Here is a 20,247-nt window from a genome sequence, read left to right as displayed (position 1 = left end):
ACAAATCCTTGTCTGTGGCGAATCCCGACTCTATTCGCACCCCCTTCACGCCAGCAAGTGCCAATGGTCGGGGCAGCGGAAGCCCTACCGCGAGCTGGCAGGGTTGAAGTTGTTGAAGGTGCGCTGGTCGTTCAACAGCGCCTTGCCCTTTTCCTCGATCCGGCGGCGCTCGGCCACCGTCAGGCAGCGGCTTTTGGGCATGTTGCTGCCGGTGCTGCGCGTGTGCTGGCAGATCTGCCGGCTGTCCTCGTGGGCACGGGTGAGCAGGGTATTGATCCGCTCCTGGTCGTTGAAGACCTCCCCCTGCACCTGCGGCGGCAGTTCCTGCACGCTCTGGTGGCCGCCCATCCGCGCGGTGATCCGGGCCAGCGCTTCGCGCACGGTGCTGCGGTCATCAGCGGAAATCTCGCTGTAATCGCCATCATCCAGGGCTTTTTCGACCTGGCGCACCTGCTCGGCCACCGGCGACTGCCGGTCCATCTGCACAACGGATTTCTCCGGCTTGGCCGCAGCAGATCCGGCCAGGCCCAGCAACAACGCGATCATCGTGATGCGGTACATCGCCAGCCTCCGATCCATCCAGGAACGATGGGGGCCACTCTACGGCCGTCACGCCACCTCCACAAGGGACAGCGGGCAGGCATAAAAAAGACCCAGGCGGTGCCCCCGCCTGGGTCTGAAGTTGTATCCCGATACCGATCCTGCTGAGAGGCAGAGCTGCGGTTCGCTGAAGCCTACGCGTGGGCCGATTAAAGGCTTGTTAAAGCCGGCCTCATCCGCCCGTGAGAATCTCAAGCCACTGAATACTCAGGGTTTTTTAAGCTTCTCGACGTGCTCGATGATGCGCGTGGCCACGTCCACCCCGCAGGCGGCCTCGATCCCTTCCAGCCCCGGCGTTGAATTGACCTCCAGCACCAGCGGGCCGCGCGCGGAGCGGATCAGGTCCACCCCGCACACCGACAGTCCCAGCGCCTTGGCCGACCGCACCGCCACCTGCTGCTCGGCACGGCTGGCCTTGGCCGCCACCGCCGTACCCCCGGCATGCAGGTTGGAGCGGAAGTCACCTTCCGGCGCCTGCCGCTGCATCGAGGCAACCACCTGGTCACCGACCACGAAGCAGCGCAGGTCGGCGCCCTTGGCCTCGCCGATGAATTCCTGCATCAGGAAATTGGCGTACAACCCGCGCAGGGCCTCGACAATGCCGCGCGAGGCGCTGGCCTTCTCGGTAAGGATCACGCCGCGCCCCTGGGTACCCTCATTGAGCTTCACCACATGCGGCGGTGGGCCCAGCATGGACAACAGGTCGACGGTGTCGTCGGGGTTGTCGCCGAACACAGTGACCGGCATGTCGATGCCCTTGGCCGCCAGCAGCTGGTGTGCGCGCAGCTTGTCGCGCGAACGCAGGATCGCGTCGGACGGATTCGGGGTGCGTGCACCCATCAGTTCGAACTGGCGCAGCACGGCCGTGCCATAGCGGGTGATCGAGGCACCGATGCGCGGGATGACCATGTCCACGCCGGTCATCGGCCGGCCCTTGTAATGCATCGAAAAGCCATCGGCGGCAATGCGCATGTAGCAGCGCAGCGGATCGAGGATGCGCACGGTGTGGCCGCGCGCGCGCGCCGCCTCGACCAGCCGGCGGGTGGAATACAGGGAACTGTTGCGGGACAGGATGGCGAGCTTCATCGCGGCAGGATCGGGCGGCAGGCGCGCAGCATAGCGCGGGCGTGTGGCGGGTGGATGATGCCCTGCGGCGTGCGCGACCTGGCGCTGATCCTGCGTCGCTACGAGATGGACTTCCTGCAGCAGATACAGGCGGGACACGAAGTGCGCATCGAGACCCGGATCGAGAGCATTGGCCGCTCCTCGCTGTCGATCGTGCAGCAGGCGTTCCAGTTCGAGGCCCTGGTAGCCAGCGGCCGCTGCGTGATGGTTCATTTCGACTACACGGCCAACGCCTCGCGCGAGATCGATGCGGAGCAGCGCCAGGCGTTGTCGGGGCTGTTCACCGAGGAATATGCACAGTCGCTGCGGGAAACGAGCGCGCGCGCCGCCGAGGCCTGATCAGCGCGAGGGAAGGCGCAGCCTGAAGCGCCCATCCCGGGCGCGCAGAGCCAACCCGGTTTCCCGCCATTCCACAGGCAGCTCCAAGGCTGTGTGGCGCGTGGGGTATCGATGGACGGCATCGAACTCCCAGCGTTCCTCATAGGCTTCGCACTGCAGTGTGCCGTCATCGTCAGCATCGATCACATTGATCCAGGCCATGCTCCGGGCCTTACCGAAGCCCCCCATCGCTTGACGGGCAAAGGCTTGCCAACGACCCTGCCAGCAGACAAGCCACACGCCCTCGATGGGTCGCAGGTTCTCATCAAGCACACTGCCGGCCACCACCAGGCAGCGTCCCGACGGGCTCGCGATCACGGTCTCCAGATCACAGGCATGGCGACCACTGGAGGTCTCGTCAAGGTAAAGGGCATACGGGCAAATGCACGCGAACAGGGCCGGATGCGCAGTCACGCGCAGATCATCGGGAAGCAGTGGGACCGCGCGCAGCACCCGGGCATCAGGCAGGACGTGCCTCAGCTCCCGCGGCAATCCGGCGGCCAGCGCCGGATGGCCGTGCTCCAGCCATAGGCCTCGGCAGGAATGCAGCTGGGTCACGCCGCCGGACTGGCTGCGCAGCCACGCCGCCGCCCCCACCTCCCCATCGGTCTGCAGGCGCTCGCCCAGCTGCTGCCGGAACTGGCCGGGGTCAGCCGCAAGCACCTGCACCGTCTTTTGGCGCTCGTCGTAGACGATCACTGCTTCGCATCGATCAACATACCCGCTGGCCAGGCGCAGCGCGCTTCCCGGCAGGTCCAGCCATTCACCGCTGGCATCACGACTGCCTCCAGTGGATACACCTTCGACGATGGCGCCATCGCGCAGCATCTGCGTGCTGTACGCCGGTCCGCCCATGCCCAGCTCGCCCCAATCCAACAGCACATCATGTGCGGGCGGCCGTTCGGCAAAGGGCTTCATCGATCGCGAGCGCAGTCGTGAGCCGCCCACGGCATTGCCGACCAGATCGATTCGCTGCAGCGCGCCCCCCAACGCAAGGCACACGGCAAGGCCGACAATCACTCCCAGAGGCGACCACCAGGCCACACAGACGGCGACCAGGGCCAGGAACGGCAACCACTGGGTGTAGCGCCGCAGGGCGGTTCGATCAAGGGACATGCGGATGAGAGAGGCGCCCCAGCGAACCGTCGACGTCTTCAATGCCGATCCGATCGATTGCGGCCGATGCCGGTTCAAGCATCCTGCGCTCCTGGAACGGCGCCAAATCGATTCTCTTCCTCGCTCCCGGGAAGCAGCATGACCGGAAAGAGGACGAACACCCCCAAGGGAATGAACGCGATCACGGTGTACCAGCCTGACTCGTCGATATCGTGCAATCTCCTCACGGTCAGGGCCAGCATCGGAGGCAGGAAGACGAAGACAGCGCAGACGGTCATGACCCATCCCACCTTCCACAGGATCTCGGACGTTTCCCAATCCAACGACAGGTACCCGACCAGCCAGTAACCGCGATCCATCACGCTGTAGCTCACCGCCATCACGAACCCGGCCAGCAGCGAATACGACCAGAACTCCCGCCGGTCGGATCGTCCGGAAAAATCAAAGCATCGCCTGATGGGCACAAGTGCAGCGATCATTCACGCTCCGGGCAACGGATGTTGGGCGTCAACAGCTGACGATCTTCTAGCATTGCGAAGCCAAGCATCAACTGAACCCCGCAGCTCGACCGGGCCCGGGAGGCCACAGCGCTGGGGCAGGGGAATTCCTGTCCTGCAGGCTATGCGCAAGGATGCATTCGGACACGACCGATCCGGCCGAGGGATGTTTGCGAAGCGACGTCCAGCCCTGGCATTCACCGGGCATCTCGACCGGGATCCATGCGCGGAAAAGCGGGGTTCGGATATCGCGGAGCGTCTGCCTGATACAGACCGCTGGAGACATGGAGCGGGCGATGGGAATCGAACCCACGTCAGTAGCTTGGGAAGCTCTTAAGTAATCCTTAAAACTCAACGGCTTAATTATAATTCCCACTCCGCAATACACCATGCTGCGGGCTCAGTTATGCCGGAAAAAACGCAACATCCGGAGCGATTGCGGAGCGGGCTAGGTGCTCTCAGGCACCCCGCTGCAGGTGCTGAGGTATGCTCGCCCTCCGGGCGCCCAGCCGCAGCCCAGCGCGCCCACATCCGAACCCAGGCCAGGAGGCGACAATGGATGAAATGAAAAAACTGGAACAGGCAAGAAAGTCGTTGCGACATGTACTCAACGACACCACCCCTCTTGAAAGAGATGATTATTTTAGGATAGGACTGTTCATTCAGACCTACTGCTTCGCAGATTTTGAGGCACGGCGGATCATCAACCTGCTGGAACAAATTCAGTCGGGAGAACCCACCTCATACGCTTCGAAACTCAACGATAAAGACACCATCGAACACCTCAAGCGCCACGCTGCTGACTGCGTTTGGAACAAAGATGTGTCGGAAGGGTTGAGCAAAGTAGCTGAGATCTTAGGCATGCACCGAACGATTAGGCACATGTTTGCTCATTGGTCCGGCCGCCGAGTACCGGGTCACGACCACTATATTTTCTTCACAGCAAATCTAGCTGGCCAAAAGATTCCAGATGGCGCGCCAAGATTTGAAGAGCATGAAGAAGCGAACATGCAGTATGGACTAATGCCAGTATCGGACTTGGAGCAAGAACTTGAAAAACTCAAAGGGCACGTCGAGTACATGACGAACATCGGGCGTCAGCTAGAGGCAAAGGTCAGCGAAATTGCCGAGCAGTTCAAAGAAGATAAGAAAAAAGGCAAATTCTGACTGGGAACGCCGCCAGTATCAGTTGCACTTGACTGGAGAAGCTCAGCTCCAGCTCGTCCTTTGCGCTGACCCAGCGAGGATCCGAGAGCGGCTTAGAAGTCTGCCTGACTATGGAGGCGAATCAAGACTTGCATTGAACTGATTTCTGGAGCAAACATGACGTAGCCCTTGTGTCGCAAGGAGCTATGCAGACGTTTTCTGGAGGCTAGGTGGTCAAACACCGCGGCGCAGATGCTCCAGCCTGCCCCTCACCCACGCCTTGCTGCGGACGTCCCTCGCTCGGGGCTTGGTCTCTGCTGGCGGCTTGCGCGGCTCCAGCGCCGCCTTGATCCGCTCGACCTCCTTCGCTCCGGCCTCAGCCAGGCGCCGGGCCTGTTGCCGCTGCTCACGGGTCGGCGGCAGGCTGGGCAGTGGCGGGGGCAACTGGATCGGCGTGCTGTCGGTCAGCCGGGCAACGGCCTCACGCAGAGGCAGCTCGGGATACAGCCGGGCTGCGCACCAGCGCTCGGCGTAGCGCTTCGCCTGTCGGACGTTGGCGGCGCGCGCTTCCTTGGTGTGCCACATCTTCTGGCCCTCCATCCACAGCCGGACGCCAGGACCGCCATCGAGCGTGACGTTCGCCGTTTCCCGGCCGTTGTACCAGAGCGCCCAGCGCTCGCCGGTCTGGACCCAGCCAGAGGAAATCGGGGCGGTGCGGAAGCCGTGGGGAGAGCGCATGGCCGGAAGGATACGGCCGAGCGTCTCAAAGATTGCGACAAAGCAGGGCTGCAATGTTGAATCATTCAGTGCTACAGAATTCCTCAAGCAAAGCAGCACCTCCAACCATCATTCAGTTAAATACTCGATCGAACCCAATTCGTCTCCAAAAGAAAAACCAAGGAGCGTGTAGTCTTCCAAAGTCTGCCCCACACTGACATTGGTAGTCGTGGTTCTTTCAAAGCTAAAGCTCAGCCGCTGACCAAGCTTCAAATGCCTAACTCGATCAAACAGATCTCTCGGGAACTTGGCAGAAATTTTCCTGCCGTCATCATCCATCACCTCAATCCGGCCACTGGCACTGAGTAGCGTAACGGCACCAACAACAGCGAACGTCTCTGGAGGACGAACAGTCACTAGCTGCAGATTCTGCCGAACCAAAGCAACGCGCTCCGGAGCGGCCGTCCAGCGATGAACTCGATCAGCCGAGTCTGTCCACACCATGTCTACAGTGCAGTTCTCCGCCTCAAGTTCCGTGAGCATACGAGCAATCATCCGAGATGCCATGGAGCCTGCCTCAGCAGCCTCTTGCGCTACGCTGGTTGGCTCAGCGTTTAGCACCCGAAACACTGTCGAAAGGCTGTTTTCTAGCAGTGACTCACCGGTGAGGTCAGGCGACGTGTTGCCAGTAATCACAAGTTCCGTGGACCCCATCGCCACATCCGCCAACCTGAGATCGAGGGTCCGCCTAATTTCTTCAGGGATTCGCCTGGTAGCCTCACGTCCATTCTGAATTCGGTAAGACGCGTATCCCATTGATCGCTCGATTAAACTCGACAACCGGGACAGCAGATGGAGAGGAATAGAGCCATCATTAAGTCGCGGCCCATTCAATTTAAACGACAGAACTTGCTTGCCATGCTCAGCCTTTGCCAAAGCAAGATCATGCTGCAACTCTGCCACATGAACTTGCATGGAATTTAGAGAAGCCGCAGCGAAAACATCTTCAGATTCAGCCTCAGCCTGTCGCTGATCGGCCAGCGACTGCCGCGCTGCCTCGAGCATCTTTTCGATGGAAGCGATCCTATTCATAGGCTGAGCACCACCAAGCCCTTAGGAGTAACAGTGTCATGGCAGAAGCCAAAGAGACCACGCCAATAAGCAAGCGAATCCGCTGAATTGGGATTAACGATAAAGGCGTGACAGTTGTACTTAGCCTTAGCTTCCTGTCTATGAAAGAGAGCGTCAATCCTAGACAAGTTGGCCGTGAACTCATTTTTACAAAGAGGGTCAGGAACGAATACAACATCAACGTCCCCGGGCTCCATTTTTTCAGTCACGAAGGAACCGTCAATCCATAGCTTTCCAAGCAGCCCCATAGCGCGCAGCTCTGAGATGAAATCATTCAACTGAGCGCAGAGCTTCGGGCGCCTTGTCGAAGTTGGAAACGGGTCCACGCACAGCTCTACAAGTTTCTGCCAGTCCAAATTGTGAAACCCCGCTGGGAAAAGCGGAGTGAAATCCATCTTCGACATGCAACCCCCCGTCCTTGATGGGCAAGTTTTACCCTAATTTACGTTATTGCGCACCATCTGTTGTGTCATCCGCACAGGTTGTGCATAGCGATGCCCACGCGCGCCCCAAGCCGAGCGGCCTGCGGATCCGGATCCGGATCCGGCAACGTCAGGGTGCCTGCTCTGCCTGGATGGCACCATCGGGCAACGGCTCGACCACAGGTCGGCGAAGATCTACGCATGACCAAAGGGCAACCCGGGCCGACCACCTTGGCATGCTGGGCACTTGCGCAGGTGGATGTCGCTTCCGTTGGCCCCGTAGCTCTCCCCGCAGAACTGGCAGTGCAGCACATAGATGCTCTGGCCATGATCCGTTCCGGGCAGACCTGTGGCTCGGACGTTCTTCTGACCATTCGGGTTGATGAAGCCGATCTTAGTCGTGCCCTTATCGACTCTGGCCATGGCGTCGCTCGCTGAGAACTGTCGGAAGTGTATCCGTATACGCGGCGCCCACTCCTGGCGGCGGTAGGCTGCTGCCATGTGCGGCCGATTCGTCCAGCTCCCCAGCCCAAATCCTCAGATCGGTCCCAGGTCCTTCACCGCAGCCTGGCCCTGCTGCAAGAACCCGATCAGCAGACAACCGCCGGCCACTTGCCGGCCCATCTGCTCATTGAGGTAGTTCGCCTGGAGCCGCCCAGCCGTCATCAGATCGGACTGCAGCATGCTGGGCGCGATGCCCTTGAGTGGATCACTTGGAGAAGAACAGCGGCCCGGACAGCTGCAGCTCGCGCACCAGGATCTGCGCGCCGTTGAGGTATAGCCGCAGCTGGCGAGGGGTCGAGAACACCACCTGCAGCCCGACAATGTCGCCGTGGGTCGCTGTCGGCAGGCCAGTGGCGATCGCACCGCCCGCCTGCAGCAGGCGCCCGGCCGCGAGATCCCAGCCGATGCTGGCGAGGTCCGCACCCAGCGCCTTGTTCAGCGCTGCGGGGCCGGTGGCGAAGCCTACGAGGGCTGCAACGGCGTCATCGCCCCACACGGCAAACTCCACGCCCACCGTGCCGGCATCAAGGCCGAAGTCGGAGCGCGAGTGGCTGGCCAGCGTGGTGGCGCCGGTGGTGGCCAGGGTAAGCCCGCCATCTCGCGCAGCGAGTAACGGGCCAATGGGCGTGGCGGCGACCTGCCGAACCCGTGTGAGGGCATCCGGCGGAATAAGGAAGCCGGTCGCGATGTCTACGTGGACGATGACGCGTTCAAGGCTGTCTACGCCCACGCCGATGCAGCCCTGCGCGACGCCATGGACCTGGCCTACCTGACCGGGCAGCGCGTTGGCGATGTGTGGGCGATGGACGTGCGGCAGGTCTCAGCTCGCGGCCTGGTGATCCAGCAGTCGAAGACCAGCAACCGGGTCACTTTGGAGATCACAGGCGAGCTGGCTGCGCTGCTCGAGCGCATTGTAAAACGTAAGGAGGAGCAGTGCCCGAACGGGCGAGAGAAGGTCTACAGCACGCGGCTGATCGTGGACGACGACGGCCTGGCTCTCGGCCGCGCAGCGTTGCGCTACCGGTTCGACAAGGCCAGGGAGGCGGCGGGCATTACGAAGGGAGAGTTCCAATTCCGAGATCTCCGCGCCAAGGCGGGTACGGACAAGGCCTATTCGGCAAAGGACATTCGCGAGGCGCAGGCCCAGCTTGGCCATTCGTCCGTCACCACGACCGAAATCTACGTGCGCAAAAGAAGAGGGGCGAAGGCGACACCTACTCGATAGGAAAAACACTGCGATCGCACCGACTAGTACTAAGCAAGAACAAAACAACTCAAAGCGAGCACCTATTCCGTGGGAGCCTGCGCAACGAGCTGGGCATCCCGACCGGAGGTCGTACCATGCCAGCGCCTTTCACGGGGCCGCCACAAGAACGATGCCACCTCACGATCACTAGAATCATACACCGCAATTCGTCCTCGATCAGAAAGGGTCCACGAAAGCCAATCTCTCGTCTCTAATCCTTGCGAATCGATGAACCCGTATTCCTTTGTGAATTTAATGGAACCGAATTCCATGGAGCCGACGAAAAGGGTTACCTGCTTAGCTGTAAGGAGATCGAAGAGGCGCGCCATCAAATTTGACGAAGCTTCCTCATGCGAGGCACTAATTGCTCGCTCAAAAGTTAGCGCCCAACTCAAGCTGGCAGCCCGCCGATCCGAAGCCTCTGCCATCGTTTTAAATTGCTGGACCTCGAACCTGTTTTTTTCCGCAATTTCACTAAGCCTACGATTTAACTCGGAATCACGCGCGGCAAGTTCAGCTTCGTGCGTCTGCACCAAACGGGCGACGGAGCCCAGTTCCTTAGCAGCCCGTGCAGTTTGCTCATCCGCAAGCGTGAGCGCGGCCGTAAGTTCATTGTTAGCTTTCTCGACCTTCTCCGCAGCATCAGCCCTTGCCTCAGCGATCATTTTCTCTGCGCGCTCCATAAGCGCTGCAGACTCGGCTGCACTGAGGAGCTTCTCATCAGCGACACTCTTCGCAATATTGTTTAACTCTCGCTGATGCTCCAAAGCACGCTGATAAACTCGCTCCGTCGGCCTGGGCAAAGCGTAAATATAGAGCAGCGCAAAGGTCAGCGGAAGTACAAAGCACTTCAATAATGCATATGAAAAATTCGGATACAAGTCGGAATCGATATACGCAAATTTCTCTTCAAACGAAGATCCGGCGAGCAAAACTACTATTGCCCTATAGTTGACTGCCGCCCAACTTAGAGCAAACGAACCGATCAGTGGATTCGCTATCCGATTGCTCCAAGCGCCGCGCAGATCCTTCAAGAAATCGCCAACACCGTTGCTCTCGTCGCTCATAAGTCTCTCAGGAACATCCTGGTCCAGAGTGAATTCGCACAACTTGTGGCGCCGAGCAGCGCGGCGAGAACTCTGCCGCCCACCAAGCGAACTGAGTCAACCTAGCTTCCGACCGCTCCACACATACATTTGCGGAGCATCCTATGGATTGCGGAGCGTATCGCTTTCCGAAACCCGTTGCGCGACATGGAGCGGGCGATGGGAATCGAACCCACGTCAGTAGCTTGGGAAGCTACAGCTCTACCATTGAGCTACGCCCGCGTTGCGGTGGAAAGTCTATGCGCTGGGCCCCGTGTTGCGCAATGGTGCCCATCGCATCAGGCCGGGGGTCAAAGCCCTCTCGTTGCCGAGAGGGCCGGCCCCGCCTGGTTTCTGCTTAGAAGGTGCCGCTGAAGTTGGCGAACAGCGTTGCGTCCTGGGCACGCTTCTGCCCGGCCGAAGCGCTCAGGCCGAAGTTGCTCTGCAGCCCGAACAGTTCGGTGCGGGCGCCCAGCACGACGGTCGCGTAGTCCTTGTCGAACTTCAGGCCCGGCACACGGTAGCTGCCCAGTTCCGGCAGGGTCTGCAGCCACGCGCTGCCCTGCTTGGTGTCTTCGAACTCATGGTCGTAGGTCAGCTGCGCGTACGGCTTGAGGGTGCCGCCATCGAAGCGGGCCTGCCAACCGATGCGACCAACGGTCGAATCAACGTTCTGGCGGTCGTAGCCCAGCGCGGTGGCCAGGGTGCCGGCCGCAGCGCTTTCGGTGTAACCATCGATCTTCACCTTCTGCCAGATCACCGAAGCGATCGGGCCGTGACGGAAGCCGCCTTCGGTGCCGAACTCGTAACCGGCGTTCAAGGCGGCGGTCAGGTTGCTGCCGTCCGGCGAACCACCGTGCTCGCGAGTGGCCGGGCCGAGCTGGACCTTGCGGTTCACGTCATACGACAGCCAGGTGTAGCTGACCTGGCCGTTCACCCAGATGCGATCGCCGTACCAGCCGGCGAACAGGCCGGCGGTGGTGTCCTTCTGGGTGAAATCGCCACGGCTGTTGCCGAAGTCGGCGTTGAGGCGGCCGAAGCCAGCGAAGCCGCCGACCACCATGCCGTCGCGCGCCCAGTCGATGCCGAACAGGCCGGCCGGCGCCAGGCCGTCGTACAGATCCGCGTGGTCGTAGCGCTGCAGGTCACCGCGGACGCCGCCCCACCAGGACAGGCCGTCGGCCGGACGACCGCCCAGGTGCATGCTGACCTGATCGGCACGCGAACGACCGATGGTCTGTGCCGAGTGGCTCAGCACCTGCTGCAGGCGCGGGGCTTCCAGCACCGAGACCGCGTACTGGCCCAGCAGCTGGTGGCCCGCCGTGGTCGGATGCACGCCATCGGCGAACAGATAGGTGTTGGCCGCATCCGGGCTGACGTAGCTGGTCGGGTTGCAGCCAATGATGCTTGCAGTGGCGTTGTTCGGATCGATCTTGCAGGCGGTGCTGGTGACGTTGGTGAAGCCGTACATCGCCGGGTTGGCGGTTACTTCGCGCAGGATGCTGAAGGTATCAAGCGGGATGAACTCGATGCCGGCCTGCTTCAGGCCACCGTACAGGGCCTTGTTGTAGCCGGCCGACAGTGCGGTGGCGGCGGCGGCATTGGGACCACGGAACTGCGGAGTGATGCCCACGTCCGGCAGGTTCGGAACCAGCACGTACTGGGCGCCGGCCTGCTTCAGTGCCCCCACCAGTGCGATCTGGTCCGTGACCGCTGCGCCGATGATGCCCTGCACCTGGGCCTGGGACGCGCCGCCTGCCGCCGCACGGGTGGCCGCGAACAGATCATTGGCGCCTCCCCAGACGGTGTACAGCGCGTTACCGTCAGCCTTGCCGCCATTTGCGGCAAGGTAACGGGCGGCCTGCGACTTCAGCGACGGAATGGCACCCAGGCCACCCGCTTCGTCGACCGATACGCGGGCGCCACCGACAGCATAGTTGTCACCCTTCTGGCCGTTGCCGTTGGCACCGCCGTTGAGGCCGTAGTAATTGGCGACCTGCTGCGACCACACCCAGCCCGGGTTGGTGGTGAACTGACCGGTGACCGGCTGCACGCCCGGATCAAGCAGCGGGCGGAAATAGCCGGCATCGGTCAGGCTGTCGCCGAAGAACACGGCCTTGGAATACGGGGATTCGCCTGCCATGGCCGGAAGCGCGGCCAGCGCGATCGCGGCCGCCATCAGGGTGCGGATCGGGCGTTTGCTGAGCAGCATGAAAAAACTCCTGTGGGGATATCGTTGAGGACCCGGCGGACGTACGCCGGCGCACGGTGAATGGTTTCACTGCGCCGCGTTTTGCTCACGCTGCGCCGCCGCATGGATTGTCGCCCGATCGCCGGGAAACCTGCTGTGCCGGAGCTGGCGCCCCGTTCAATTTGCAAGTGTTCCGATCCCGGCGGGCTATCGGCGACAATGCACGGATGAACATCCAGCTCAATGGCGAACCCCGCGCCCTGCCCGCTTCGGCAACCCTCCACGACCTGCTCGAGGCCGAACAGTTGCTGCAGCGCCGGGTGGCGGTCGAGGTCAACGGCGAGATCGTCAGCCGCAGCCGCCACGGCGAGCACGTCCTGGCCGAAGGCGACGTGGTGGAGATCGTGCACGCGTTGGGCGGGGGCTGAGACCTCCGGGTGGTGCCGGCCGCTGGCCGGCAATCCGACGCTGTCAGGCACCCTGCATGTGCCGGCCAGCGGCCGGCACTACCCTCGCCCTCCTGCGGACAGCACCGCCTTGCGTGATCCCATCTTCAGGCGGATAGGCGATAATCGCGCCATGAACGTTCATGTCTCCCCCGATTCGCTGGTGATCGCCGGCAAGACCTATGGCTCGCGGCTGCTGACCGGCACCGGCAAGTTCAAGGATCTGGAAGAAACCCGCCTGGCCACCGAGGCCGCGGGCGCCCAGATCGTCACCGTGGCGATCCGCCGCACCAACATCGGGCAGAACCCGGGCGAGCCGAACCTGCTCGACGTGCTGCCGCCGGAGCGCTACACCATCCTGCCCAACACCGCCGGCTGCTACACCGCCGAAGATGCCGTGCGCACCTGTCGCCTGGCCCGTGAGCTGCTGGACGGCCACAACCTGACCAAGCTGGAAGTGCTGGGCGACCAGAAGTCGCTGTACCCGGACGTGGTGCAGACCCTCAAGGCCGCCGAACAGCTGGTCAAGGACGGTTTCGAGGTGATGGTCTACACCTCCGATGACCCGATCCTGGCCAAGCGCCTGGAAGAGATCGGCTGCGCCGCGGTGATGCCGCTGGCCGCGCCGATCGGTTCGGGCCTGGGCATCCAGAACAAGTACAACCTGCTGCAGATCATCGAAGACGCCAAGGTGCCGATCATCGTCGACGCCGGCGTGGGCACCGCCTCCGACGCGGCGATTGCGATGGAGCTGGGCTGCGACGGCGTGCTGATGAACACCGCCATTGCCGGTGCACGCCACCCGGTGCTGATGGCCAGCGCCATGCGCAAGGCAGTCGAGGCCGGCCGCGAAGCCTTCCTGGCCGGGCGCATTCCGCGCAAGCGCTATGCCAGCGCGTCCTCGCCGGTGGATGGGTTGATCGGCTGATGACCAATCCTTTCGACAGCGCCGGTTCCAAGGCCCCGCCCAAGCCCTTCACCGTCAGCGAGGGCCGCCGCGAGGTGCGCAGCTTCGTGTTGCGTCAGGGCCGTTTCACTCCCGCCCAGCAGCGCGCGTTCGACGAACGCTGGCCGCGCTTCGGCATCGACTACAACGGCCAGCCGCGTGACCTGGACGCCACCTTCGGCCGCCCGGCGCGCAAGGTGCTGGAAATCGGCTTCGGCAACGGTGCCGCGCTGCGCTTCGCCGCCCAGCACGACCCGTCGCGCGATTACATCGGCATCGAGGTGCACGCCCCGGGCGTGGGCCGCCTGCTGAACGCGCTGGCCGAGGACAACGCCGACCACGTGCGCCTGTACCACCACGATGCCGTGGAGGTGCTGCAGAACGAGATCGCCGACGGCGCGCTGGATGAAGTGCGCATCTACTTCCCGGACCCGTGGCACAAGAAGCGCCACAACAAGCGCCGCCTGCTGCAGCCGGCGTTCGCCGACCTGCTGGTGCGCAAGCTGCGCCCGGGTGGCCGCCTGCACTGCGCGACCGACTGGGAAGACTACGCTGAGCAGATGTGGGACGTGCTCGATGCCACTGCCGGCCTGGTCAACCGTGCCGGCCCGCGTGGCAGCGTGCCGCGCCCGGACTGGCGCCCGCAGACCCACTTCGAGACCCGCGGCCAGAAGCTCGGCCACGGCGTCTGGGACCTGTTGTACGACCGCACCTGATCAACGCCTGAGGACGCCGCGCCCCACATGGATACCGCGCTGACGCTGACCAACGACATGAAGCTCGTGCTCGGGCTGGTCGGCTTCACGATGGCGATGTTCCTGTTCGAGCGCATCCGCGCCGATGTGGTCGCGCTGGTGGTACTGGTGGTGCTCGGTGTCACCGGCCTGATCGCGCCGGAGGAGATCTTCGGCGGCTTCTCCGGTAACGCGGTGATGAGCATCATCGCCACCACCATCCTCGGTGCGGGCCTGGACCGCACCGGGGCACTGAACCGGCTGGCCGCGTGGCTGCTGCGGCGCGGCCATGGCGTCGAGCAGCGGCTGCTGATGATGACCACGGCCATTGCCGGCCTGAACTCCTCTTTCATGCAGAACCCGTCGGTGATGGCGCTGTACCTGCCGGTCGCCTCGCGACTGGCAGCGCGCACGGGCCTGACCCTGCAGCGCCTGCTGCTGCCGATCTCGGCGGCGATCGTGATGGGCGGCGCGCTGACCATGGTCGGCAACTCGCCGCTGATCCTGCTGAACGACCTGCTGGCCTCGGCCAACAACAACCTGCCCTCGGGCCTGGCCACCATCGAGCCGCTGCGCATGTTCGCGCCGCTGCCCATCGGCGTGGCCCTGCTGATCGCCTCGCTGCTGTACTTCCGCTACTACGGCGACCGCAAGCTGGTTGAAGAAGAAAGCCTGGTCAACGACGGTGTCACGCCGGCACGCACCGAGAGCTACTTCGCCAAGACCTACGGCATCGAAGGCGATGTGTTCGAGCTGGTGGTCAGTGCCGAAAGCCCGCTGGTCGGCATGACCCTGGGCGAGGCCGAGAACCTGCACGATGCCCCGCTGCTGCTGGCCCTGAAAACCGGCAACGACACCCGCCTGGCGCCGCCGGCGGAAATGCGCATCTGGGTCGGCAGCGTGCTCGGTGCGATGGGCCCGCGCGAGCAGATCAACGACTTCGCGCAGAACCAGTTCCTGCGCATGTCTTCGCGCCTGAAGCACCTGGGCGACCTGTTCAACCCGAGCCGTGCCGGTATTTCCGAGGCGGTGGTGCCGCCGACCTCGAACGTGATCGGCAAGAGCGCCGCGGACCTGCGTCTGCGCAAGGAGCGTGGTATCAGCCTGCTGGCGATCAACCGCGACAAGCAGGTGATCCGCGAGGACGTGCGCGATGTGCAGCTGCGCGCCGGCGACATGCTGGTCTTCCACAGCATCTGGACCGACCTGGCGCAGGCCGCGCGCAGCCGCGACTTCGTGGTGGTCACCGACTATCCCACCGGTGAGCAGCGCCCGCACAAGTTCAAGATCGCCATGACGATCTTCGCGCTGACCATCCTGATCGCGCTGACCAGCAAGCTGCCGGTGGCGCTGACGCTGATGACCGGCGTGGCCGGCATGCTGCTGACCGGCGTGCTGCGCATGGACGAGGCGTATGCCTCGATCAACTGGAAAACGGTGTTCATGATGGCCGGGCTGATTCCGCTCGGTTGGGCGATGGATTCCAGCGGCGCGGCGGCGTGGGTAGCCGGGCATACGATCGACAAGCTGCCTACCGGCATCCCGGTGTGGGTGCTGGAGGTGGCGCTGGCGCTGTTGACCACGGCGTTTTCGCTGGTGATCAGCCATGTGGGCGCGACCATCGTGATGGTGCCCATTGCGGTGAACCTGGCGCTGGCGGCGGGTGGCAACCCGACCGCGTTCGCGCTGATCGTGGCGCTGTCGGCGTCCAACAACCTGATGACGGCCTCCAACCCGGTGATCTCGATGATCACCGGCCCGGCCAACTACACCCCGCGCGAGATGTGGCGGGTCGGCGGCCCGCTGTCCCTGATCTACACCTGCGTGGTGGTGCTGATGATCAACCTGATGTTCTGAGGGTTGGGTTTGTTGGCAGGGCTGCGCCCTGCACCCCGGTAGTGCCGGCCGCTGGCCGGCAACATCAACGGCAAAAGCGTGCATTCCGTGGGATGGCGGTGCACTGTGGGTTTGCGGGGACGCCGTAAACCCATCCATGGGGGCTTGGTCGCGGCATCCATGCCGCTCACACCCCGCAAACCCACAGTGCCCCGCCTTCGACGGTTTCACGAGGCTGGTGGTGGGTGCCGACCGTTGGTCGGCACGGATCTCGCTCTGGTAGCTGTCGACCTTGGTCGACACCGTAGATCCACGCCATGCGTGGATGAATCTCTGGATACCCATTGATGTGGATACCCATTGATCCTGTGGGTGCGAACCTTGGTCCGCACACCGGTTACATCAGGCCAGGTAAACCTGCCCGTCGCGCACGTCCACCGGTACGGCGCGCAGTCTGTCGCCCTTGCACGGGCCGGCAATGCAGTCGCCGCTGTCCAACGTGAACGAGGCGCCATGCGCGGCGCACACCAGGTGGCCCTCGCGGCTCTTCAGGAACTGGCCCGGGGCCCAGTCCAGGCGGCGGCCGGCGTGCGGGCAGATGTTCAGGAACGCACGCACCTGCGCGCCGTCGCGGTACAGCACCAGCGATTCGGCATCGCCATCAACCACCGCTTCGACCTCGGCAAACGCGCCATCGGCAATGGCATCAAGGGCGATCAGGGCGGCAGGGGCAGTCATGGCGAAGGCTCGGACAGTAAACCCGCATTGTCGCACGCCCACTCAGGTGACTGGCTGCGACATGAACACAAGTCATTGATCCGTAATAAGCACAGGCTATATTTAACGAGTTTTTCACTCAATGACAGTGGCGCGTCCCGATACTCTGGTTTCGCTGATCCCAGCCTATCGAGCCGCCATGTTCAATCGCGCATCCGCCTTCAACCAGTTCCGCACCCTGTTCGCGCCGCGCAAGCCGCGCCACCCGCTGGTGCGCGTTGCCGTGGGCCTGCTTGGCCTGGCGATCCTGGCCGCGATGGTGTTCATCGGCGTGTTCGTCGGTGCGGCGATGATCCTGGTGGGCCTGGCGTGGAAGCTGCTGGCCTCGCGCAAGCCGGGTGTTGCCCGTCCGGTCGACCCGACCGTGGTCGAAGGCGAGTACCGCGTGGTACGCAAGCCGGTGTTGCCGGCCTCGCGCTGATCCACCTCCTGCGCGCCCGCTGACGGCGGGCGCCATGCGTTCTAGACTGCGGGCACGCCCTTCCTGGATGCCCGCATGTCCGATGTCTCCGATGTGATCCCTGCCGTAGCCCTGCCGCGTGTACCGGTGGTGGGCGGTGGCAGTTTCCCCGTGCACCGCATCTACTGCGTCGGCCGCAACTTCGCCGACCACGCCCGCGAAATGGGCGCGGCGGTGCCGGCGGCCGATGACCGTGGCCGCCCGATGTTCTTCAGCAAGCCGGCCGATGCGATCGTGGTCGGCCATGACGACGCCATCCCCTACCCGCCGGCGACCGCCAACCTGCACCACGAAGTGGAGCTGGTGGTGGCGATCGGCCGTGATGCGCCCGCAGGCGAACTGGCCGTGGCCGATGCCGAAGCACTGGTCTACGGCTACGCCGTCGGCCTGGACCTGACCCGCCGCGACCTGCAGGCTGCGGCCAAGGACAAGGGCCACCCGTGGGATGCGGCCAAGGGCTTCGATGCCTCCGCGCCGATCAGCGAAATCGTCCACGCCGAAGAGGTCGGCGATCTGGCCGCGCTCAACCTGTCGCTGGAGGTCAACGGCGAGGTGCGCCAGCAGGCGCTGCTGGACCAGATGATCTGGAACGTGCCGGAGATCCTGCACGAGCTGTCCAAGCTGTGGCAGCTGCGTGCCGGCGACCTGGTGTTCATGGGCACCCCGTCAGGCGTGGCTGCACTGAAGCCCGGCGACCGCTTCAGCGCGCGCCTGGAAAATGTGGCCGAGCGCCACGGCGTGATCGCCGGCTGACATCAGCTGCGCTACCCTGCGCGCTGTCCACTTCCCCACCGGAGAAAAACAACAATGGGAATGCTCACCGAGTTCAAGGAATTCGCGATGCGCGGCAACGTCATCGACCTCGCCGTCGGCGTGGTGATCGGCGCGGCCTTCGGCAAGATCGTGACGGCGCTGGTCGAGAAGATCATCATGCCGCCGCTGGGCCTGCTGATCGGCAAGGTGGATTTCTCGCAGCTGGCGTGGACGCTGTCACCGGCCCGCATCGGGCCGGACGGCAAGGAGATTCCGGCCGTGGTGATCGGCTATGGTGACTTCATCAATACGCTGATCCAGTTCGTGATCGTGGCCTTCGCCATCTTCATCGTGGTCAAGGCGATCAACCGCCTGTCGCGCAAGCAGGAGGCTGCACCGGCCGCACCGGCCGAGGAAGTGGTGCTGCTGCGCGAGATCCGCGACAGCCTGAAGAAATAAGGCGGCAGAACGGTAGTGCCGGCCGCTGGCCGGCAAGGCCAGCACATACGGAAGCCGGCCAGCGGCCGGCACTACCGCGACTGCGCGAAAGCCCCGCTCCGGCAGGGCTTTCGCTTTGCCGGACATGGCGGAAAACAGCGTTCGCGCCAGCCATGACCTCCCGCCCATGCGCCGGGCTGAACGACTGTTAAGCTCCAAGGCTTGGTCCCTTCCCGGAGTTGTCCATGCGTCGCCGCGTCCTTGCCATCGCATCCTCCCTCGCCCTGCTGGCCGCCCCGGCCTTCGCGGCGCCGCATACCACCACCCTGCCCCCGGCGTCGCTGGCCACCGCCGCACAGCTGCGCGACCAGGCGCTGGCCGATGACACCGGCTGGAAGGTGGTCGAATCGCTCACCACCGAAATCGGCCCGCGCATCGCCGGCAGCGAGGCCGACGCCCGCGCCGTGGCCTGGGCCGAAGCCAAGTTCAAGGCATTGGGCTTCGACAAGGTGTGGAAGGAACCGGTGACCTTCCCGAAGTGGGAGCGCCGCAGTGAACACGCTGCCGTGACCGGCAGGAACCCGCAGCCGCTGCAGATCACTGCGCTGGGCGGCAGCCCGGGCGGCACGGTGGAAGCGGAGGTGGTGCGCTTCGCCGATCTGGCCGCCCTGCAGGCGGCACCGGCCGGTTCGCTGAAGGGCAAGATCGCCTTCGTCGATTACCAGATGCTGCCGTTCCGCGATGGCCGCGACTACGGCCGCGGCGGTGCAATCCGCAGCAAGGGACCGTCAGAAGCGATCCGCAAGGGCGCGGTGGGCTTCCTGATGCGCTCGGCCGGTACCGACTCCCACCGCGTGCCGCACACCGGCATCACCCGTTTCGATGATGGTTTGACCCCGGTGCCGTCGGCGGCACTGTCGGTGCCCGATGCCGACCAGCTGGCGCGCCTGCTGGCCCGTGGCAGCACCACGGTGAAGGTGGCGCTGGACTGTGGCTGGGATGGTACGGCGACCTCGTACAACGTGATCGGCGAGATCACCGGCCGCAGCCTGCCGAAGGAAGTTGTGGTGATCGGCGGCCATCTGGATTCGTGGGACCTGGGCACCGGCGCGGTCGATGACGGCGCGGGCGTGGGCATCACCATGGCCGCCGGCCACCTGATCGGCCAGCTCAAGCAGGCACCGAAGCGCACCATCCGCGTGATCGCCTTCGCCAACGAGGAACAGGGCCTCTACGGCGGCAAGGCCTATGCCGAGGCACACGCCAAGGACGTGGCCCTGCACCAGCTGGCCGCCGAGAGCGACTTCGGCGCAGGCCGCATCTACGCCTTCAATACCGGTTCACCGAATCCGGAAGGCTCACGTGAAGCGACGAAGCAGATTGCCGAAGTGATGAAGCCGCTGGGCATCGAGTACCAGGCCGACAAGGGTGGCCCGGGCCCGGACGTCGGCCCGCTGGCCGCCAAGGGCGGTTCGTGGGCGTGGCTGGCACAGGACGGCTCGGACTACTTCCACCTGCACCACACCGCCGACGACACGCTGGACAAGATCGACCCGAAGGCGCTGGCGCAGAACGTGGCCGCGTATACGGTGTTCGCGTACCTGGCGGCGGAAGCCGATGGCAGTTTCGGCAGCGAAGCCAAGGCGACCACGCCACCGAACGAATGATGCGGTAAGCGCCGGGCCATGCCCGGCGAGCG

23 protein-coding genes and 1 tRNA gene are annotated in these 20,247 nt (G+C 63.7%); 11 read left to right on the top strand and 13 right to left on the bottom strand.

The window, feature by feature from the left end:
* Positions 1-84 precede the first annotated feature (84 nt).
* The gene (locus AC5P5X_RS00870; RefSeq protein ID WP_005410806.1) at positions 85-561 is read right to left on the bottom strand and encodes a hypothetical protein; all 477 of its coding nucleotides are present in this window, start codon (positions 559-561) and stop codon (positions 85-87) included.
* Positions 562-807: 246 nt separating this feature from the next.
* Positions 808-1,686, bottom strand: a complete 879-nt coding sequence (gene rimK, locus AC5P5X_RS00865) for a 30S ribosomal protein S6--L-glutamate ligase (RefSeq protein WP_005410807.1) — start codon at positions 1,684-1,686, stop codon at positions 808-810.
* Here rimK and AC5P5X_RS00860 point away from each other — a divergent pair.
* Entirely contained in the window at positions 1,606-2,064 is a 459-nt protein-coding gene (locus AC5P5X_RS00860; RefSeq protein WP_462362553.1) for an acyl-CoA thioesterase, read from the top strand. The genes rimK and AC5P5X_RS00860 overlap by 81 nt on opposite strands.
* Here the strand turns inward: AC5P5X_RS00860 and AC5P5X_RS00855 are convergent, their stop codons facing one another.
* Together AC5P5X_RS00855 and AC5P5X_RS00850 are read right to left on the bottom strand one after the other, a co-directional pair.
* Positions 2,065-3,219 (bottom strand): hypothetical protein, encoded by a 1,155-nt coding sequence (locus tag AC5P5X_RS00855; protein ID WP_111189385.1) that lies wholly within the window; start codon positions 3,217-3,219, stop codon positions 2,065-2,067.
* Between the two features lie 74 nt (positions 3,220-3,293).
* On the bottom strand, positions 3,294-3,698 hold the full coding sequence (locus AC5P5X_RS00850; RefSeq protein ID WP_005410810.1) for a DUF805 domain-containing protein: 405 nt from the start codon (positions 3,696-3,698) through the stop codon (positions 3,294-3,296).
* Between the two features lie 573 nt (positions 3,699-4,271).
* Here AC5P5X_RS00850 and AC5P5X_RS00845 point away from each other — a divergent pair.
* Complete coding sequence (locus tag AC5P5X_RS00845; protein WP_111118413.1) at positions 4,272-4,883, top strand: hypothetical protein; 612 nt, start codon at positions 4,272-4,274, stop codon at positions 4,881-4,883.
* 213 nt (positions 4,884-5,096) lie between these two features.
* Here AC5P5X_RS00845 and AC5P5X_RS00840 read toward each other — a convergent pair whose 3' ends face one another.
* The 5 genes from AC5P5X_RS00840 to AC5P5X_RS00820 form a co-directional block, all read right to left on the bottom strand.
* On the bottom strand, positions 5,097-5,600 hold the full coding sequence (locus AC5P5X_RS00840; protein ID WP_111189396.1) for a hypothetical protein: 504 nt from the start codon (positions 5,598-5,600) through the stop codon (positions 5,097-5,099).
* Between the two features lie 108 nt (positions 5,601-5,708).
* Complete coding sequence (locus AC5P5X_RS00835; protein WP_146257170.1) at positions 5,709-6,671, bottom strand: hypothetical protein; 963 nt, start codon at positions 6,669-6,671, stop codon at positions 5,709-5,711.
* Positions 6,668-7,114 carry a DUF6932 family protein gene (locus tag AC5P5X_RS00830; protein WP_111189386.1) on the bottom strand — a complete coding sequence of 149 codons (447 nt, stop codon included), beginning with the start codon at positions 7,112-7,114 and terminating at the stop codon, positions 6,668-6,670. The genes AC5P5X_RS00835 and AC5P5X_RS00830 overlap by 4 nt, the downstream gene beginning before the upstream one ends.
* Before the next feature lie 555 nt (positions 7,115-7,669).
* Positions 7,670-7,816, bottom strand: a complete 147-nt coding sequence (locus AC5P5X_RS00825; protein WP_181453535.1) for a hypothetical protein — start codon at positions 7,814-7,816, stop codon at positions 7,670-7,672.
* A gap of 25 nt (positions 7,817-7,841) precedes the next feature.
* The gene (locus tag AC5P5X_RS00820) at positions 7,842-8,366 is read right to left on the bottom strand and encodes an SPRY domain-containing protein (RefSeq protein ID WP_227415898.1); all 525 of its coding nucleotides are present in this window, start codon (positions 8,364-8,366) and stop codon (positions 7,842-7,844) included.
* On the opposite strand from AC5P5X_RS00820, the gene AC5P5X_RS00815 reads away from it, so the two are divergent.
* A complete protein-coding gene (locus AC5P5X_RS00815; RefSeq protein WP_258391098.1) occupies positions 8,331-8,861 on the top strand; it encodes a tyrosine-type recombinase/integrase in 531 nt (176 codons plus the stop codon). The genes AC5P5X_RS00820 and AC5P5X_RS00815 overlap by 36 nt on opposite strands.
* 62 nt (positions 8,862-8,923) lie before the next feature.
* On the opposite strand, the gene AC5P5X_RS00810 is transcribed toward AC5P5X_RS00815, so the two are convergent.
* From AC5P5X_RS00810 to AC5P5X_RS00800, 3 genes are all read right to left on the bottom strand, one after another.
* On the bottom strand, positions 8,924-9,949 hold the full coding sequence (locus tag AC5P5X_RS00810) for a hypothetical protein (RefSeq protein WP_111118414.1): 1,026 nt from the start codon (positions 9,947-9,949) through the stop codon (positions 8,924-8,926).
* A gap of 187 nt (positions 9,950-10,136) precedes the next feature.
* A tRNA-Gly gene (locus AC5P5X_RS00805) sits at positions 10,137-10,210 on the bottom strand.
* 115 nt (positions 10,211-10,325) lie between these two features.
* The gene (locus AC5P5X_RS00800) at positions 10,326-12,179 is read right to left on the bottom strand and encodes an autotransporter domain-containing esterase (RefSeq protein ID WP_043034314.1); all 1,854 of its coding nucleotides are present in this window, start codon (positions 12,177-12,179) and stop codon (positions 10,326-10,328) included.
* A gap of 206 nt (positions 12,180-12,385) precedes the next feature.
* Between AC5P5X_RS00800 and thiS the strand changes: the two genes are divergently transcribed.
* From thiS to AC5P5X_RS00780, 4 genes are all read left to right on the top strand, one after another.
* A complete protein-coding gene (gene thiS / locus AC5P5X_RS00795; protein WP_005410812.1) occupies positions 12,386-12,586 on the top strand; it encodes a sulfur carrier protein ThiS in 201 nt (66 codons plus the stop codon).
* Between the two features lie 151 nt (positions 12,587-12,737).
* Complete coding sequence (locus tag AC5P5X_RS00790) at positions 12,738-13,532, top strand: thiazole synthase (RefSeq protein WP_005410813.1); 795 nt, start codon at positions 12,738-12,740, stop codon at positions 13,530-13,532.
* The gene (gene trmB / locus AC5P5X_RS00785) at positions 13,532-14,266 is read left to right on the top strand and encodes a tRNA (guanosine(46)-N7)-methyltransferase TrmB (protein WP_099485282.1); all 735 of its coding nucleotides are present in this window, start codon (positions 13,532-13,534) and stop codon (positions 14,264-14,266) included. The genes AC5P5X_RS00790 and trmB overlap by 1 nt, the downstream gene beginning before the upstream one ends.
* A 27-nt stretch (positions 14,267-14,293) precedes the next feature.
* Positions 14,294-16,141 (top strand): SLC13 family permease, encoded by a 1,848-nt coding sequence (locus tag AC5P5X_RS00780; protein ID WP_111189388.1) that lies wholly within the window; start codon positions 14,294-14,296, stop codon positions 16,139-16,141.
* Between the two features lie 381 nt (positions 16,142-16,522).
* Here AC5P5X_RS00780 and AC5P5X_RS00775 read toward each other — a convergent pair whose 3' ends face one another.
* Positions 16,523-16,858: a Rieske (2Fe-2S) protein gene (locus AC5P5X_RS00775; protein ID WP_111189389.1), complete on the bottom strand. Its 336-nt coding sequence runs from the start codon at positions 16,856-16,858 to the stop codon at positions 16,523-16,525.
* A 178-nt stretch (positions 16,859-17,036) separates the two neighbouring features.
* Between AC5P5X_RS00775 and AC5P5X_RS00770 the strand changes: the two genes are divergently transcribed.
* The 4 genes from AC5P5X_RS00770 to AC5P5X_RS00755 all read left to right on the top strand — a co-directional run bounded on the left by AC5P5X_RS00770 (position 17,037) and on the right by AC5P5X_RS00755 (position 20,215).
* Positions 17,037-17,318: a hypothetical protein gene (locus tag AC5P5X_RS00770; protein WP_005410817.1), complete on the top strand. Its 282-nt coding sequence runs from the start codon at positions 17,037-17,039 to the stop codon at positions 17,316-17,318.
* A gap of 75 nt (positions 17,319-17,393) precedes the next feature.
* The gene (locus tag AC5P5X_RS00765) at positions 17,394-18,110 is read left to right on the top strand and encodes a fumarylacetoacetate hydrolase family protein (RefSeq protein WP_012481114.1); all 717 of its coding nucleotides are present in this window, start codon (positions 17,394-17,396) and stop codon (positions 18,108-18,110) included.
* A 54-nt stretch (positions 18,111-18,164) separates the two neighbouring features.
* Positions 18,165-18,569, top strand: a complete 405-nt coding sequence (mscL, locus tag AC5P5X_RS00760) for a large-conductance mechanosensitive channel protein MscL (RefSeq protein ID WP_005410819.1) — start codon at positions 18,165-18,167, stop codon at positions 18,567-18,569.
* Positions 18,570-18,793: 224 nt separating this feature from the next.
* On the top strand, positions 18,794-20,215 hold the full coding sequence (locus AC5P5X_RS00755; RefSeq protein ID WP_111189390.1) for a M28 family peptidase: 1,422 nt from the start codon (positions 18,794-18,796) through the stop codon (positions 20,213-20,215).
* The last annotated feature ends 32 nt before the right edge of the window (positions 20,216-20,247 follow it).

Source organism: Stenotrophomonas sp. YJH_SMC_91, assembly GCF_059368495.1.
Note: the sequence above shows the minus strand (reverse complement) of the source record. Positions and strands in the feature narration are given on the sequence as shown.